This is a genomic window from Micromonospora sp. NPDC047548 (assembly GCF_040642975.1).
In the GTDB taxonomy this organism is placed as follows: Bacteria; Actinomycetota; Actinomycetes; order Mycobacteriales; family Micromonosporaceae; genus Micromonospora.
In genome coordinates this window covers 1-16961 of sequence record NZ_JBEYTI010000075.1, presented here as the reverse complement: position 1 = coordinate 16961, position 16961 = coordinate 1, and the positions used below count along the sequence as shown (strand labels likewise).

Genomic DNA, 16961 nt, shown 5'->3' with positions numbered 1-16961 from the left:
CGGCCGAAACCACCCCACCACGCCGAACACTGGACCGACTGGCGCCGCCGCCACCAAGCCCGCTCACGCTGGTTCCACCAACGCACCCGACTCGGACGCGAATACGCCCTGGTCAACTAACCAATGGCGGCTGCCGTACTATTACGGGCTCTTCGAAGTTGGTGGGGGTCGCGGAGGTCGGTAGTTGTCCTGAGTGGACCCCGGATGTGGGAGTGCCCGTAGCTCTGGGTGATCATGCCTGTTGTCGACGCAAGATGATCACAACAGAAGAGCTGCGGGCGTGGATACGACCCGGCTGCTGGGTCTTGACGGCCTGGCCGCGGTCGGGGTCGCTGATGATATCGACGGCGTTGTCGCTAGCCGTGGACGCCCTCGGCCTGATCATCGCGTGGTGGTGACCGCCGCCTCGATCACCGACAACGCGATCGGGATCACGCTCCTGGACAAGGTCGGCCAAGCACACCCCGACGGTCACCCGGGCCTGGGTGACCGTCGGCTTCAAACAGGGCGTCGCGGTCCACGGCGTCGCCGTGGGCATCGACGTCGGGATCGTCAAACGCTCCGACACCGGGCAGGGGTTCGTGCCGGTCTGTCGCGCCGCACCCGCTACGCCACAGTCCGTGGACCACTCATTGCGCAGGCCCACCCCTGGCCTCCCGTCGTTGCATGCCCTATCGTTGCGGAGCAGTTAGGACGGTCGCATCGCGCGACACCACCATGGTCACAGCAAAGTCTGCCCATTTCGGCTCGCAGGTAGATGTTGTCGACTACCGCTGGCACAAGGGATAGTCATCGCCCGCCGCGCCGCTCCTGTGGCTACGCGGTTCGAGCGAAGCGCTGTCCTTGCCATATAAGAGGAGATGCGACATGAGGCTGAAAAGAGGGCGCGCCTATGTGGCGGCGACCATGGTTGCGACTGTCGGCGTAGTGGTCGGACTGCAGGGTCCGGCCTCGGCGGCTGTCGGGATCGTTCACGTGAACGGCGGCTTCGGACGGTTCCTGCCGGACCCGGTCGACACGCTACCCGGTGACTCGATCGATGCCTGCGACATGGCTAGCGACGGGTGGGGAATCGAGTCGCGTCTCGACATCGGCAACAACGGCAGTTGGGACCGCGTCGTCGACACCCGGGGCCACACGGCGCCGTACTGCACTGGCTTTGTGGGCGGCAACATCCGCGAGGGTACGGTGGTTCGCCTCCGAGTTACCCCGGTCAAGGGCACCCAAAGCGGGCAGTGGACCGAGGGGCTCTTTATCGCCTGACAGAGGGGCCCTGTACCGTGCCAAACTCGTTTGACGGCCGTGACCTGGGATTTCGAAGATCGCGTCAGGCTGCCCGGTGGTACTCGTTGATCACCCAGCCGAGTCGTTGTCGGCGCTGTACGGGCATGGTCATCGGAATGACGACGGCCGGGTCGTGGTTGGGTGGCCGCTGCTGCCGTCCTTGGTGTGGTCGGTGGTCGTTGAAGTGGTCGACGTATTCGCCAACCACGGCCAGCGCGTGCCGCTCGTTGTGGATCAACACGTGGTCGGTGCATTCGTCGCGGAGGCTGCGGCCCCAGCGTTCGATGAAGCAGTTCGCCTTCGGCGTGCGGGGTGGTGTCTTGACCACCGTGATGCCCTCGGCGGTGAACACCGCGTCGAAGGCGGGGGTGTACTTGGCGTCGCGGTCGCGGATGAGGAACCGGAACCGGTTGGCATGCTCGCCAAGGTCCATGAGGAGGTTACGGGCGTGCTGGGTCACCCATTGCGGCTCAACGAAGTTGGCGGGGGCGGCGTCTGCGTAGCGGTCCGGAGTGGACTGTCCTGTTGAGGTGACCCGTGGCTCTCGGTGATCATCTTGTTGTCGAAGCAAGCTGGTCACAACAGAAGAGCCACGGGCATGGTTAACGATACGATCCGGCTGCTGGGCCTTGCGGGCCTGGCTGTCACCGGGGTCGAGGACGGGCCGGACGGGCCGGTCGCGCATCTGGTCACCGCCGATGAGCAGGCCCGTCGGTGTCCGGAGTGCGGGACGAGGGCGCGCAGGTCGAAGGGCCGGCGGGTGACCCGGCCGCGTGACCTTGCGGGTGCAGAAATCCTCATCCGCGCTGGTCAGGCGGCCTGCTCGTATTCGTGGAGGAGTCCGCCAAGTCGGTCGTGTCGATGGACGTACAGGTGTGTCAGCGTCGCGGTGTCGGTGATCGGTTCGGGTAGTGGACGCATCGGTCGGGCGTTGGCGATGCCGCGGTGCGGGCGGTGCTGGTTGTGGTGGCGTTCGTACTCGCGTAGGGCGTGTAGCAGGTGGGCGTGGTTCCAGATCAGTGTCCGGTCGAGCAGTTCGTGGCGGCAGGCTTGGATCCAGCGTTCCATGATCGAGTTCATGCGTGGCATCCGTACCCCGCTGCGTACGACCGTGATCCCGGCGTCGGTGAGGATCGTGTCGAACAGGGCCGGGTACTTGCCGTCTCGATCCCGGATCAGGTACGTCACCCGGCATCCGGCGTCTTCGAGGTCCGTCACGAGGTTCCGGACGGCCTGGGTCACCCAGCCGGCGGTCGGGTGGGCGGTGGCACCGAGGACGCGGACCCGGCGGGTGGCGTGTTCGATGACCGCAAGAACGTACAGGCGAGCGCCGGTCAGTGTCGTGGCTTCGAAGAAGTCGGCGGCGATAATGGCGTGCGCCTGGGAGCGGAGGAACGTCGCCCAAGTGGTGGCGGTCCGCTGGGGCGCCGGGTCGATGCCGGCCTGCTGAAGGATCTCCCAGACGGTGGAAGCCGCGACCTTCACACCCAGGACGAGCAGTTCGCCGTGGATGCGGCGGTACCCCCACGTGGTGTTCTCGCCGGCCAGGCGCAGCACCAACCGGCGGATCGACCGCACGGTACGTGGCCGGCCGGCCCGCCGGGGTCGGGAGATTCTGGCGTGCCGTCGGGCGATCAGGTCACAGTGCCAGCGCAGCACGGTCTCCGGACGCACCAGCAGCCGCAGGTTGCGAAGGACGTCCCTCGGCAGCCGGTGTAGTAGAGCAGCCAGCCACGCTCGGTCGGCCCGCGTGAACCGGACCTTCTCGCCGTGCGGCTGCCGCTGCAGGACGGTGATCTGGTGGCGCAGCGCGAGGATCTCGGCGTCTTTGTCCCGGTCGCTCATCGGCAGCAGCCGCAGCAGCGCGAGAGCGTTGGTCACACCGAGGTAGGCCAGCCGCAATAGCACAACAGGTCATCCTCGCGCACCGCTCAACATCGATCACCCGGTGCATCGGGCCGAGCGGGCTTGGGGCTGCGCCGGCGTTCTGATTTTAGTGATCAAGAGGATCGTGACCAGGACGGACGAGGTTTTCGGCACCCGCAGGTTCGCTGCGGGTCCGCAAACGCGGGTCGCGTGTGGTCCGCTTGAGACCACCTGACGGCGTTGATGTGCGGCCGGCGCTCAGCAAGCGCAAGTTTCCTTCAAGAATTTTCGATGTTCATCGCGGGCGTTGGTTGTCGCGGCACTCTATCGGTGCCACTCAATCGTGGCTGCAGACGCATCGCCGTCCCGCCGGGGGGTAACCATGCTCGCGTCCCGCCCACGTTTCTGGATCGGTAGCAGTCTCATCTGGACCCGTCGTGCCATCCGGCCTGTGGCGTTCGCCCTGGTCGGCCTGCTGCTCTTCACCAACGCCGCCAGCGGAGCGAGCGGCCTGAAGGTGCCGGCGGCGGCCGGCCGGCGAGCGGCCGCCCCGGCCGAGCCGGCACCGGCGCAGCGCTGGGGCTCCGCCGCCGGCCAGGATCATCTTGCCGGCGCCAATGGCAACCGCACGGTGCCCACCTCGCTGCGCTCGCGGTATCCCCAGCACCGGCTGAAGCAGCAGCCGGCGGCCGGGCGCAACGTGGCCCGGGTGGTCGCGCCGCCCGCCCGACCGCTGCGCGGCTTCGCCCGGGCGAGCAGCCGGGAACTCCCGGACTCCCGCAGCGCATTCGAGCGGACGTACCAGAACACCGACGGTACGCAGACCACGGAGTTCTCCAGCACCCCGGTGAACTACCGTCGGCCCGACGGAACGTGGGCACCGATCGACACCGGTCTGGTGGCCGATGACGACGGGTGGCGCAACGTCGCCGACTCGGTCCGGACGCGCCTCGCGGGCCGCGCCGACGCACCCGAGCTCGTCCGCGTCGAACTACCGGGCGCCACACCGGCAGTGGTCTCCTACCAGCTCAGCGGAGCGGCACCGGCGGCCGGCCGGCTCGACGGCGGGACCGTTACCTATCCGGCCGTATACCCGGGCACGGACCTGCGATTGGAGGCACGTTCGGGCGGCGTCAAGGAGACGCTGGTGCTGCGTACCCCCGACGCGCCCCGTTCGTACGTCTTCCCGCTGCGGCTGAGCGGGCTGACCGCGGCGGTTGCCGGAGACCAGGTGGTGCTCACCGACGCGACCGGTGCCCGGCGGGCGGTGTTCCCGGCCGGATACATGACCGACTCGGCGGTCGGCGACAGCCGGGCGACGTCCAGCGGCGTCACCTACTCGCTGGTGTCCGTCGAGGGTCAACCGGCCCTGCGGGTCACCCTCGACGACGCCTGGCTGCGCGACCCGGCGCGGGTCTACCCGGTGCTGGCCGACCCGACCGTGGCGCTGCCGGTCGACTCCGGCTCCGCGGACAGCGCGATGTACGTGCACGGCGGCAGCTCCACGTCCGGATCCTCGGACCTGCTGGTCGGCACGGTCAACGGCACCAACTCGGCCGCCTACGTCAAGTTCGGCAGCCTGGTCGACCGCCTGCAGTACCACACCATCTACGGCGCCCAGCTGCAGGCGGTCAACTACGACGCGGACTCCTGCTCGCCCCGGCAGGTCACCGTGCACCCGGTGACCCAGTCGTGGAGCTCCGGCGGCAGCTACTCCTTCCCCGGCCCGGCGGTGGGCTCCGCGATCGCGAGCCGGTCCTTCGCCCACGGGTACGTGGCGTTCGGCGCGTCCTCGTCGGCGTGCCCGACCGCGGCGGAGCTGTTCGACCTCGGTGACGCCGGCGCCAAGCTGGTCCAGCGCTGGGTCAACGGCGACCAGGCCAACTACGGGTTGTCGCTGCGCGCGTCGACCGACTCGCTGAGCGGCAAGCGCTTCGCCGGGTCGGCGACGGCGAACCCGCCGAAGCTGTACGTGACGCACAGCGCGTACAACGCGTCGTACTCCATTCCGAGCCCGGTGCCCAACCCGCCGGTGCTGCAGAACCAGGACGGCAAGGTCAAGGTGACGGTGACCAACCGGAGCGCCTCGGCGTGGGCGCCGGCGGACTACTACCTTGCCTACCGGGCGTACGACGCGAAGACCGGGGCGCCGGTCGGCCAGCAGCGCTCGGCGAACCTCACCACCACGGTCGCGCGCGGCGCGAAGATCACCCTGGACGCGACGATCAAGGCGATGCCGCCGGGGACCTATTTCCTGGACTTCACGATGGTGCGTACCGGCGGGGCGGTCTTCACCGACCAGCAGGTGCCGCCTGGCCGGATCGCGCTGCAGGTGATCGACATCGCACCCGTGGTGCAGGAGCTCTACCCGCCGAACGGGTACCAGGCGCCGACGCTGACTCCGCTGTTGTGGTCGCGGGCGGTGGACGTCGACGCGCCCCCGGGCTCGTCGCTGAGTTACAAGTTCGAGGTGTGCGAGCGCACCGCTGCCGGCGGTACGACCGGGTGTTTCAACTCGGGTTACCTCACCAGCACCGCTTGGACGGTGCCGGCGGGCAGCCTGTCGTGGTCCAAGACGTACCTGTGGCGGGTGTTCGTCAAGGACGCCACCACGGAGGTGTCGTCGCCGCAGTCCGCGCTGCTGACCTCGGTGCCGCAGCCGGAGCTCACGTCGCGGATAGCCGGGGCGCCGACCGCCGGGCAGGACCGTGAGTTCGACGCGCAGGCGGGCAACCTGTCCACCGCCGCGGTGGACGCCACGGTCACCACCGTTGGCCCGGAGTTGAACGTCATCCGCACCTACAACAGCCTCGACCCGCGCCGCGCCGGCGCGTTCGGCGCCGGCTGGAACACCCGGTACGACATGCGGCTGGTCCCCGACGACGACGGCTCGGGCAACGTGGTGGTGACCTATCCGGACGGGCAGGCGGTGCGCTTCGGCAAGAACCCGGACGGCACGTACGCCGCGCCGGCCGGGCGTACCGCGCAGTTGACCGTGGACACCGTCGCGTGGCGGCTGATCGACAAGTCGCGCACCACCTACCAGTTCTCGCTCTCCGGGCGGCTCAACAAGATCACGGACGCGGCGCTGCGCTCGGTGGTGCTCACTTACAACACCGTTGACGGGAAGCTGGCAAAGGCTCAGGTCTCCAACAGCCAGACCAACACCGCCGGGCGGTCGCTGAGCTTCACCTGGACCGGCGCGCACGTCACCCGGGTGACGACCGACCCGGTCGGCGGGTTGGCGTTGAGCTGGACCTACACCTACACCGGCGATCTGCTCACCCAGGTGTGCGCGCCCGGCTCGATCTGCACCACCTACGCGTACGGGACGGGGTCGCAATACCGCAGCGGGGTGCTGGACTCCCGGCCGGAGTCGTACTGGCGGTTGGGTGAGGCGCAGGGCACCGGCGCGGCCAGCGAGATCGCGGTCAACCTCGGCAAGGATGCCGGCACCTACGTCGGCGCCACCGTCGGTACCGCCGGCGCCCTGGCCGGCACGGGCGACACCGCCGCCTCCTTCAACGGCACGTCGTCCCGGCTGGACCTGCCGAAGGGGCTGCTGAAGAAGAGCCGGGACGCCGCCGTCGAGTTGTGGTTCAAGGCCACCGCGACCGGGGCGGGCGGCCCGCTGCTCGGATACCAGAACAAGGCGTTGGGCAGCTCGCCCACGGCCGGCGGGCCGGTGCTGTACGTCGGCACCGACGGGCTACTGCGCGGCCAGTTCGGGGGCAGCATCGCCCCGCTCGCCTCCACCGTCACGGTCAACGACGGCAAGTGGCACCACGCGGTGCTCTCCGCGATGGGCACCACCCAGACGCTGTACCTCGACGGCAAGAAGGCCGCCGAGGCGACCGGGCGCACCATCGAGCACTCGCTGCTGACCTTCAACCAGGTCGGCGCGGCGTACGCGAGCACGCCCACGTCGTGGCCGGGTTGGGGTAGCGCCACCCAGCGCTGGTTCAACGGGACGGTCGACGAGGTGGCGCTGTACGCGCACCCGCTCGGCGGGGCGGCGGTCGCCGCGCACTACAGCAACGGGGTCGTCGCCGCCGACCAGCTCACCCGGGTGACGCTGCCGAGCGGAAAGGTCGCCGCCAGTATCGAGTACGACACCGGGCTGGACCGGGTGAGCGCGTACACCGACCGCAACGGCGGCACCTGGAAGGTCGGCGTGCCGACCGTGTACGGCGGCACCGACGACCTGCGCCGCGCCGTCCAGGTGCTCGACCCGGCCAACCGGCCCTACCTGTACGAGTACGACGCGCTGACCAGCCAGCTGCTGCGCTCCGGCACGCCGCTGGGGATCAGCACCCGCGAGGAGGATCTGCCGCTCCCGTCGCCGTCGCCGTCACCGTCACCGTCGCCGTCGGTGTGCACGTCCCCGGACCCGAACGACCCGGCGTTCTGCACCACGATCCCGGACAGCGCGGGTGGGCCGGTGTTCGTCCGTCATGCCCTCGACGGCATGGCGATCCGCACTTTCCAGTACGACGACAATGGCAACCAGACCGTGGTCACCGGGGAGACAGGTGACTCGGTGACGATGACCTACGACAGTCGCGGCAACGTCGCCTCCAAGAAGACCTGCCGTACCGGCACCCAGTGCCAGACCAGCTACACCACCTATCCGGCGACGGTCACCGACCCGTTCGACCCGCGCAACGACCTGCCGATCTACACCAGCGACGCCCGCTCGGTCAGCGCCACGGACACCACGTACCGCACGGCGTACACGTACACCTCCTTTGGTGAGCTGGCGTCGCAGACCAACCCGGACGGCAGCGCGGTGACCCACACCTACTCCACCGGCGCGGAGGCGGCCTACGGCGGCGGCAGCGTGCCGGCCGGGCTACTGGTCACCACCTCCGACGCCCGGGGCAAGCTGACCCGGTACGCCTACTACCACAACGGTGACCTTGCCCGGGTCACCCAGCCCTCCGGGCTGATCATCGCCTACACGTACGACGCGTTGGGCCGCACCACCGCCGAGACCGAGATTTCTGACAGGTTCCCCAACGGGCTGACCACCACCTACGGCTACGACGCCAGCTCGCGGCCGGTGAGCACCACCGAGCCGGCCACCACGGACGCGATCTCGGGCACCCGGCACCAGCAGCAGACCCTGACCGGGTACGACGCCGACGGCAACGTGGTCCGGGTCGACGTGGTCGACAAGCTCGGCGGCGATGTGACGCGCACCAGCACATGGGAGTACAACGAGTACAACCAGCCGGTCCGGATCACCGACGCGGAGGGCAACGAGACCAGCTACAGCTACGACCGCTTCGGCAACCGGACGTCGATGGTGGACGCCAACGGTAACCGCTCCGACTACGCCTACACCGCCCGCAACCAGGTGGCCGAGGTGCGGCTGCGCGCGTACGCCGGCGACGGCGGCCCGACCACCGGCGACTACCTGGTGCTGCACTCCTACTCGTACGACTTCGCCGGCCGGATGGCCAGTGACACCGACGCAATGGGGCGCCGGCTGGAATACGAGTACTACGGCGACGACCTGTTGCGCCGGCTGGTGCTGAAGAACTTCCACAACCCCGACGGCACCACCCGCGACTACGTACTGGAGGAGAACACGTACGACCCGGACGGAAACCTCGTCCAGCAGATTGCGGGCGACGGCTCGCTGACCACCACCCAGACGTACACCAAGGTGGGCAACGTGGCCAGCACCGTGGTCGACCCGGGCGGGTTGGCCAGCACCACCACCTTCAGCTACGACGCCGCGGGCAACGTCACCCGCACCACCCGGTCCGGCAAGGCGTCCAACGTGCCCTGGGCGATGCCCACCACCCCGGAACAGGTCGACTACGCATACGACGACAGCGGCAACGCCGTCCGGGAGACGGTCACCGCCGGCACCACCACCCGGGTCACCACATTCGGGTTCGACCAGCGTGGGCTGATGGGGTCGACCACCGATCCGCGCGGCAACGCCGCCGGCGCGAACCCGGCGACGTTCACCACCACGTACACCTACGACGAGTTGGGCCGGCAGGTGAAGGCGGCCGGCCCGGCGGTGGCGGCCGAACGTGACGGGGCTGCGCCGGGCACGGTCAACCCGACCGTCACCACCGGTTACAACACCTTCGACGAGAAGGTTGCCGAGGCCGACGAGCTCGGCAACGTCAGCCGGTGGACGTACGACCGGGCCGGCCGGGTGGTGACCGACACCGCGCCGTCGTACTGGGCGCCGGGCGGGGTGGCGCCGTACACCTCCACCATTCAGACGCGGTACGACGCGCTCGGCAACCCGGTCGAGGTGACCGACCCGAAGGGCAACGCCACCCGGTACACCTACGACCAGCTGGGCCGCCTCGTCGCCCGGGACGAGCCGGGACACACCAACGACGAGCGGGCGGTGTCGCGGTACACCTACACCCGCACCGGCGAGCTGCTGTCCACCACGGACCCGAGCGGCTCCCGCATCGAGGCGACCTACGACGACCTGGACCGCCGGGTCACCGCGACGGAGGTGGAGCGCAAGCCCACGCCGCGCAACCTGACCAGAACGTACACCTACGACGACGCCGGCAACATCACCAGCATCCTCTCGCCGACTGGCGCCACCACGGTCAACGCGTACGACACGTTGGGCCAGATGACCCGTACCACCGACCCCAACGGTGTGGCGACGCTGTTCGGCTACGACTACGCGGGCCGGCAGGTGCGGGTCAGCGACCCGCTGGGGCGCACCCAGCAGACCGCCTTCGACCTGCTCGGCCAGGTCGTCAGCGAGTCCGACCTGAAGTCCGACGGCACCGTGCTGCGCAGCCAGCGCTACGGCTACGACGACGGGGGCAACTTGACGACCTCGACCGACCCGGCGGGGGTGACCACCACCTATCAGTACGACGCGGCGAATCGGTTGGTCAGCCAGACCGAGCCGGTCACCGCGACCTCGTCGATCTCGTCGAGCTTCGGCTATGACGCCGCCGGCAACCGCACCCGGTACACCGACGGGCGGGGGAACCGGACCATCTACCGGTTCAACTCCTGGGGGCTCTCCGAGTCGATCATCGAGCCGTCCACCCCGGCCCACCCCGGCGACGCCGACCGCACCTGGACCATCGCGTACGACGTCGCCGCTCGCCCCGAGAAGCTGACCGCCCCGGGCGGGGTCGTCCGTCAGGAGACGTACGACGCCGCCGGCCGGGTCACCAGGGAGACCGGGTCGGGCGCCGGCACACCGGAGCGTGTTCTCGACTACGACCCGGTTGGTCGCCTCGCCTCGGTCAACGCGCCGGACGGCACCAACACCTACACCTACAACGACCGCGGGCAGTTGCTCGGCACCGCCGGACCGTCCGGCACGGCCACGTTCGACTACGACGGTGACGGCAACCTCACCAGTCGCGTCGACGCGGCGGGAACCGCCACCTACACGTATCGCAACTCGCGGCTCACGACGGCCAAGGACGGCGTCACCGCCACCAGCCAGCAGCTCGGCTACGACGGCGCTGGGCAGCTGGGAACGGTGGACTACGGCTCCGGGCGCATCCGCGCCTTCGGCTACGACGACCTGGGCCGGGTCGCCTCGGACACGATGCGCAACGCCGCGGGGCAGACGGTCAGCTCGATCGCGTACCGCTATGACAACAACGACCGGCTCCTGGGTAAGACCACCACCGGACTGGCGGGCGCCGGCGACAACTCGTACGGCTACGACCTCGCCGGGCGGCTGGTCTCCTGGACCAGCGCGGCCGGCACCGTCGGCTACGCCTGGGACGACTCGGGCAACCGCATCCGGGCCGGCACGAAGACCGCCACGTACGACGCCCGCAACCGGCTCATCACCGACTCCGACCACCAGTACACCTACACCGCGCGCGGCACCCTGGCGTCACGGACCAGCTCCGGCCTCACCGAGACGTTCGACTTCGACGCGTTCGACCGGCTGGTGGCGGCAGCCGGGCAGGCCTACACCTACGACGGCCTGGACCGGGTGGCGACCCGTAACGGCGTCCGCTTCGGCTACGCGGGGGTCGGCGACGAGGTCGTCACGGACGGCGCCGAGCGGTACGGGCGCGGTTCCGCGGACGAGCTGCTCGCCGTGTCGCGCGGCGGGCAGCGGCGGATGGTCGTCGCGGACGAGCACGGTGACGTCGTCGGGGGCTTCGACGCCGCCGACACCACCCTCACCGGGCTGTCCGACTCGACCGCGTACGACCCGTTCGGTCAGGTGACCGCGGCTGTCGGGGACACCGGCAACCTCGGCTACCAGGCCGACTGGACCGACCCCACCACCGCCCAGGTCGACATGGGCACTCGCTGGTACGAGCCGGGCACAGGCACGTTCATCTCCCGGGACACCGTCACCTACGGCGCCGGCGATGCGATCCTCGCCAACCGCTACACGTATGCCGCCGGCGATCCGCTCGGCTTCACCGACCCGGACGGGCAGTGGCCGTCCTGCGGTTGGTGCAAGAAGGCGCTGCGCAAGGTGGGTGGGGCTATCTCCTCCGGCGCCAAGGCGACCTGGTCCGGCATCAAGACCAGTGCGAGCTGGGTGTGGTCCGGCATCTCCTGGGCGGGCAGCTACGCTTGGTCAGCCATCACGTGGGCGGGCAAGCAGATCGCATCGGGCGCCAAGTGGGTCTACGACCGGGGCAAGCAGGCGGTGAACTGGGTCGGCGACAAGGTCAGCAAGGCGCGGACCTGGATCGCCAACAAGGCCGCCGCCGCCCGCGACTGGGCACGCCAGAAGGCCGCGCAGGTCCGCGCCGCGATCTACGAGGCGAAGAAGCGGGTCACCCAGGCCGCCCGCACGGCCATCGCCTACGCCGCGAAGCACAACCCGGTCAAGGCCGTGGCCGCGGCGCTCAAGCCGGCCCTCACCACGCTGAAGAAGGTGGTCTCCGCTGCGGCGACCCTGCCCGCAAAGGTGGTCTCCACCTTCCGCGACGTGGTCAACGACACGGTCAAAGCGGCGACGATGATCTACCAGAAGGCCATCGAGACCGTGGGCACCGTGGTGGAGAACGTCTCCAATGCGGTCAGCGCGGTCACCGAGCTCGCCCAGGCAGCCGCGCCCTACATCAAGTCGGCGCTGAAGGTCGCCGCCGAGGTCAGCGGCGTTACCGACCTGGTCAAGTGCGTGACCAAGGGTGCTCTGGACGCCTGCGCCTGGACCGCGGCGACGATTGCCGGCTACCTGGCCGGCGGTGTCGGCGGTGGCGCGGTACGCGCCGCCCGGGCCAGCAGTCTGGCCGCGCGACACGCAGACGAGGCGGCCGAACTGGTCCGCGGCGGCGCCAAGGTCGCCAAGGAGGTCGGCATCGTGGCCCGCAGCGGGGAGCAGCCGACGCGCATGGTGACGAAGCGCGTCGTCAAGAACTGGGACGACATCGACCGGCAGCTGGGGGGACGGATCCGGGTGGAAGAGACGCGTACCTCCACCAGAGTTCCCGGGAACGACCCGAAGTTCCACCGCAAGTCGATGCCGGGGGACACCCGCGATGGCCAGCCCGACGTGATCACCAGGTACACGTCCGACTTCCCGAGGGTGGGAAGAAAGGGGGCATTCGCGGCATTCAAGGTGTTCCAAATCCTCCGTGGGGTCGTCCGGCACGGCAATGACTGACCAGCCGCTCGCATCGACGGAGCCGACTTCGCTGTACTGCCCATGCATGTGGGTGACGTGGGGCGAGACGCTCGGATGAGGTGGGAAGGGTGACGACCTCCAGGTGGAGTGGGACCCGTTGGGGTTCCGCTCTGACCTGGAGGTCTTCGCCGCGTGCTCGCGGCGAGCCCGATCCTTTGTAGACGTTTCCCTCAAAGTCTGTTCAAGATTTACCCCAGGGCGGGTGTGTGCCGGTCCTGGCGTGATTACTTCTACGTGGTTCAGCAGTCATGCCGATCCCGGTCCACGGATCCAGGTCTAGGGGCGGCGTGTGGTGTAGGTGCACCGACCCAGAGGGAGGATGCCGTGGTTACGAGACGACAACCGGATGGTCAACGAGGTCGAGCGGGGGTGAACCAGCTCACCCGTGGCGTGGCGTCAGCCACGGCGGGCCTGCTGCTTCCCGCCACCGGCGTGGTGGCCGTGGCGGCGGGTGTGGTGCTGACGTCCGCGGCGCCGGCACTGGCCGCGACGGCCTGCACGACCGCGGACATGTACGCCCATCACACGGTGACCCCGGCCAGCGCCAGCGGTGGTGCCAATGTGGCGGGCGCAAAGTTCGGAGCGGCGGCGGTGACCGGCGATTTCAACCGGGACGGGTTCGCCGACGTGGTGGTGGGTGCGCCCAATGACGCGGTCGGCGGCGTGGCCGCCGGGACCGTGTCGGTGTTTCCCGGCTCCGCGGCGGGGATCAGTTCCGGCAAGCGGCTGACCGAGACGAACATCGGCGCGGGCAACGAGGCCGGGGACCGGTTCGGGGCGGCGCTGGCGGTCGGCGATTTCAACAAGGACGGGTACGCGGATCTGGCCGTCGGGATCCCGGGCGAAGCGGTCGGGTCCGAGACCAAGTCGGGCGCGTTGGGCGTGTTCATGGGCTCGTCATCGGGGCTGTCGTCGGGCAAGTTCCTGAGCCAGACGCTCGGTGACGGCGCCGACGAGGCGAACGACGCCTTCGGTACGGCGCTGGCGACCGGGGACTTCAACGGTGATGGGTACGGCGATCTGGCGATCGGCACCCCGGGTGAGGCGCCGGGAGCCAATCCGGCCGGCGGCAGCGTGTATGTGTACAAGGGATCGTCGAGTGGTGTGGTGAAGGGCTGGACGGTGCAGCAGACCGGCACCGGCGACACGATCGAGGCCGGTGACCAGTTCGGTGCGGCGTTGGCGGCCGGGAACGTGACCGGTTCCAGCTACACGGATCTGGTGATTGGGGCGCCGGGTGAGGCGGTCGGTAGCCCCGCGGTCGCCAGCGGCGCGGTGTACGTGATGCCGGGAGCCTCGTCGGGGATGGGAACCGGGTTCGGGGTAAACCAGGCCGGCAACGGCGGCGCCAACGAGGCCGGTGACCGCTTCGGGGCGGCGTTGGCGGTCGGGAACTTCGGCAAGGCCAGTTACGCTGCCATCGCGGTGGGGGTACCGGGTGAGGCACCGGGGTCCCAACCGGCCAGCGGGTCGGTGGTGATCATTCCCGGGGCCTCGTCGAAGCTGGGTGCCGGCTACTCGGTGCAGGAGACCCAGGGTGGGGAGACGCTGACCGCCGGGGACAAGTTCGGCGAGGTGTTGGCCACCGGGGACGTGGGCAAGGACGGCTACAGCGACCTGCTGGTTGGCGCGCCGGGCAAGACCTACGGCACGCACACCGGTGCGGGAGCCGCTTTTCTGTACCAGGGGCACCCGCTCACCTCGGACGGGCGGGCGCTGACCACCGGCCGGCGCATTGCCCAGGGCGACGTGGGCAGCGGCAACGAGGCCGGCGACGCCTGGGGTTCGGCGGTCGCACTGGGCGATGTCACCGGCGACGGCAAGGCCGACGGCGTGATCGGTAGCCCGGGTGAGGCGCCCGGTTCGCAGCCGAAGTCCGGGACGGCGGCACAGGTCACCAACCTGGCCGGGATCGCGGCGACCAGCGTGCCGATCGAGTCGTTCAGCGCCACCACCGCCCTGCAGGCGTCCGCGGTACCGGGCGCGTCCGTGGGCACGGTGGAGTACGCCTACGCCGACAACATCGGCCGGCTGCTGCACGGCCACCAGACCGACCCGGACAACTTCGGCTCCGTCCAGTGGACGGTCGTCTCCGGCACGGACGCCTACACCGGCCCACCCGCGCTCGCCGAGCAGGCCGACGGCCGGATGACCCTGGTCGCCGAGAACGCCAACGGCACCGGCGGGGCGCTGATCCAGGCCACGCAGTCGCCCCCGGTGTGGGGCAGTTGGACCGCGCTCACCGGCACGATCAAGTCGCACGTCGGCTCGGCCAAGCTGGCCGACGGTCGGGTGGTGGCCTTCGCGGTCGACCCGGCCGGCACCGTGTGGGCCGCCCAGCAGACGGCGGTCAACGGCGTGTTCACATCCTGGATGAGCCTGGGCATCACCGGGCTGGCCGGCACCCCGGTGCCGGTGACCACCAGCACCGGCATCCAGGTGTTCGCGCTCGACACCAGCGGCGTGCTGCGGACGTTCCAGTTCTCCGACGGGGCGGCGTCGGGCTGCACCAGCCTGTCGGACGCCGGCCTGACCGGCACCCCGGCGGTTGTCCTGTATCCGGGCAACAAGCTGCGGGTGTTTGTGCGGGCCGCCGACGGGACGATCAAGACCAAGAAGCAGGACGATTCCGGGGTCTTCCCCGACGCCTGGGACGCGGTCGGCAGCTTCGTCGCGGCGGGTTCCCCGTCGGCGCTGATCAGCCCGGTCACCGGCATCACCGAGGTGGTCGTGCGTGGCGCGGACGGGGCGATCTTCAACACCGGTGAGACGTGGCAGGGCTCGGGCACGTGGCGGGACTGGCAGCAGGCCAGTGTCACCTGGGACGTGGCGGCGGCCACCGACCCGACGGCATTCACACTCACGAACTCCAGCGGTCAGAACTGGGCGTTCATGTTCCGTGGGCAGTCGAACCAGACCCGGGTTTACACGCTGAGCAACGCTTCCACGCTCAGCACCCAGACCCGCACTGCCGAGACGACCGGCGCGGCGGTGTCGACGCCGACCTTTGCCGGCACCACTCTGCCCAGACCACCGCGGTAACCAGCGAGAGGCGACACTGACACCGGCCAGGGCGAGCACTGATCGCCCTGGCCGGCCTCTTGCCTCACGCGACGGGGCACTGCTCGGTCAGCCGCGCGGTACACAGGCCGCCGCGTTGGGCCTTCACGTCGGTCACTGTCCCGCACCGGGTTTGATGGAGACATCGAAACCTGGGAGGAACACCAACGATGCCCGCACCGAAGAAGTACCCCGACGAGCTGCGTGAGCGTGCGACCCGGTTGGCGGTCGAGGCCCGCCGGGATCCGGCCGCCGCGACCGGGGCGATCCGGCGGATCGCCGGCCAGCTCGGCATCCATCCGGAGGCGTTGCGCGCCTGGGTGAAGAAGGCCGAGACCGACGCCGGCGACCGGCCGGGCATCACCAGCAGCGACGCCGAACGCATCGCCGCTCTGGAACGGGAGAATCGTGAGCTGCGCCGGGCGAACCAGATCCTGAAGTCCGCGGCGTCTTTCTTCGCGGCGGAGCTGGACCGCCCGTCGCGATGAAGGTCGCCTTCGTCGATTCCCAACGGGCCGAACACGGTGTCCAGCCGGTCCTGCAGGCGCTCGAAGGCACGCCGGCACAGATCGCACCGTCGACCTACTACGCCGCCAAGACCCGCCCCGCCAGCGCCCGATCACGGCGCGACAACGAGCTGACCGCGATGATCGAGCAGATCCACCAGGAGAACTACGGCGTCTACGGGGCCCGCAAGATCTGGCACGAGCTGCGCCGCCGTGGTGTTCGGGTGGCCCGGTGCACCGTCGAGCGGCTGATGCGTGAGTCCGGGCTGCGCGGGCTGCTCCGCGACAAGTCACCGCGCACGACCCGGCCCGCAGCCGAGACCGGACGCTGTACCTGCCGAGAATGCCATCCGGGCAGCTCAGGCGGCATGCTCGTATTCATGAAGGACGCCGCCGATGCGGTCGCGCCGGTGGATGTTCAGCCGGGCGAGTTGGTTCGGGTCGGTGATCGGTTCGGGCAGCGGCTTCAGTGGCCGGACGTTCGCGATCCCCTGGTGCGGTCGGTGTAGGTTGTAGAACCGCTCATATTCCCGCAGCGCATGCAGCAGATGCCGCTGGTTCCAGATCAGCGTGCGGTCCAGCAGCTCGCGGCGGCAGGTCCGCACCCAGCGTTCCATGATCGC

The 16961-nt window shown here is 69.6% G+C and carries 7 protein-coding genes, 2 pseudogenes and 1 other annotated feature; of the genes and pseudogenes, 6 read left to right on the top strand and 3 right to left on the bottom strand.

Translation table 11 applies throughout. The features are described 5' to 3' along the window. Positions 1-356: 356 nt before the first annotated feature. A pseudogene (locus tag ABZ807_RS31770) lies at positions 357-590 on the top strand (IS5/IS1182 family transposase); the annotation flags it as partial. A gap of 277 nt (positions 591-867) precedes the next feature. Beyond that, complete coding sequence (locus ABZ807_RS31765; protein WP_357166324.1) at positions 868-1263, top strand: hypothetical protein; 396 nt, start codon at positions 868-870, stop codon at positions 1261-1263. Positions 1264-1327: 64 nt separating this feature from the next. On the opposite strand, the gene ABZ807_RS31760 is transcribed toward ABZ807_RS31765, so the two are convergent. Both ABZ807_RS31760 and ABZ807_RS31755 read right to left on the bottom strand, forming a co-directional pair. Next, entirely contained in the window at positions 1328-1969 is a 642-nt protein-coding gene (locus ABZ807_RS31760) for an integrase core domain-containing protein (protein WP_357166321.1), read from the bottom strand. Between the two features lie 125 nt (positions 1970-2094). Next, positions 2095-3192: an integrase core domain-containing protein gene (locus ABZ807_RS31755; protein ID WP_357166318.1), complete on the bottom strand. Its 1098-nt coding sequence runs from the start codon at positions 3190-3192 to the stop codon at positions 2095-2097. Between the two features lie 409 nt (positions 3193-3601). Between ABZ807_RS31755 and ABZ807_RS31750 the strand changes: the two genes are divergently transcribed. The 4 genes and pseudogenes from ABZ807_RS31750 to ABZ807_RS31735 form a co-directional block, all read left to right on the top strand. Continuing rightward, positions 3602-12751, top strand: coding sequence for an RHS repeat-associated core domain-containing protein (locus ABZ807_RS31750; RefSeq protein WP_357166315.1), 9150 nt, complete (start codon positions 3602-3604; stop codon positions 12749-12751). A gap of 390 nt (positions 12752-13141) precedes the next feature. Next, complete coding sequence (locus ABZ807_RS31745; RefSeq protein WP_357166312.1) at positions 13142-15814, top strand: hypothetical protein; 2673 nt, start codon at positions 13142-13144, stop codon at positions 15812-15814. 188 nt (positions 15815-16002) lie between these two features. Further along, positions 16003-16320, top strand: coding sequence for a transposase (locus ABZ807_RS31740; protein WP_357166309.1), 318 nt, complete (start codon positions 16003-16005; stop codon positions 16318-16320). Then, positions 16278-16409, top strand: a sequence feature (AL1L pseudoknot). It overlaps the preceding gene by 43 nt. Next, a pseudogene (locus tag ABZ807_RS31735) lies at positions 16317-16613 on the top strand (IS3 family transposase); the annotation flags it as partial. Its footprint overlaps the feature before it by 93 nt. The gene ABZ807_RS31740 and the pseudogene ABZ807_RS31735, both read left to right, overlap by 4 nt. 84 nt (positions 16614-16697) lie before the next feature. Here ABZ807_RS31735 and ABZ807_RS31730 read toward each other — a convergent pair. Then, a partial coding sequence (locus tag ABZ807_RS31730) for an integrase core domain-containing protein (protein ID WP_357166306.1) occupies positions 16698-16961 on the bottom strand: 264 nt, incomplete at its 5' end.

What these genes read in the sequence shown, in the direction of transcription:
- ABZ807_RS31765 (WP_357166324.1), top strand. Translation starts at nt 868, where the DNA reads ATGAGGCTGAAAAGAGGGCGCGCCTATGTGGCGGCGACCATGGTTGCG.
- ABZ807_RS31760 (WP_357166321.1), bottom strand. Translation starts at nt 1,969, where the DNA reads ATGCGCGACCGGCCCGTCCGGCCCGTCCTCGACCCCGGTGACAGCCAG.
- ABZ807_RS31740 (WP_357166309.1), top strand. Translation starts at nt 16,003, where the DNA reads ATGCCCGCACCGAAGAAGTACCCCGACGAGCTGCGTGAGCGTGCGACC.